Below are 708 nucleotides of genomic sequence, written 5' to 3'. Positions count from 1 at the left end.
CCTGGCCCGGTACGAGACCTCCCCGGTGTACGACTCGGCCGATCTATCCCTTATCGACGACATCGCCAGCCGGGCCGGGCTCGCCGTGGACAACGCGGACATGTTCAAGGAGCAACGTCGGTTCGCCTCCTCCACCTCGCACGAGCTCAGAACGCCGCTTGCCGGTCTGCGCGCCCGGCTCGAGGAGGCGGTGCTCTACCCCGACGACGTCGACCCGCACGAGACCATCAGGGAGGCGCTGGTGGTCACCGATCGGCTGGAGACGATCGTCGATGACCTGTTGGTGTTGGCTCGACTCCGTGCCGGAGAGCCGGCCGCGTACGAGCCGATCGACGTCGGCGCGCTGGTGGCGAAGGAGGTGGCGGCCATGGCGGGTGGCGTGCCGGTCCACGTCGACGCGGGCCGGGATGTGAACGTTCTGGGCAACCGGATCCAGCTGATCCGGGTCATCGACAACCTGCTGGTCAACGCCCGGCGGCACGCGGACACAAGGGTCGAGGTCACGATGGGACGAGTGGAGAGCTCGGCCGTCATCACCGTGTGCGACGACGGTGCTGGAATCGCGCCGCAGGACCGAGAGCGCGTCTTCGAGCGCTTCGTCCGACTGGACGAGGGCCGGCGCAGGGAGCCGGGAGGCAGCGGGCTCGGCCTGGCCATCTCGCGCGACATCGCCCACGCCCACAACGGGACCCTCACGATCGAAGACTC

The 708-nt window shown here is 68.9% G+C and carries 1 protein-coding gene; it reads left to right on the top strand.

The annotated features are described in order from the left end of the window. Positions 1–708: sensor histidine kinase (locus tag Pth03_RS41170; protein WP_239119822.1), on the top strand; the 708-nt coding region annotated here is incomplete at both ends.

It is taken from the genome of Planotetraspora thailandica, assembly GCF_016863335.1.
GTDB classification, from domain to species: domain Bacteria; phylum Actinomycetota; class Actinomycetes; order Streptosporangiales; family Streptosporangiaceae; genus Planotetraspora; species Planotetraspora thailandica.
Note: the sequence above shows the minus strand (reverse complement) of the source record. Positions and strands in the feature narration are given on the sequence as shown.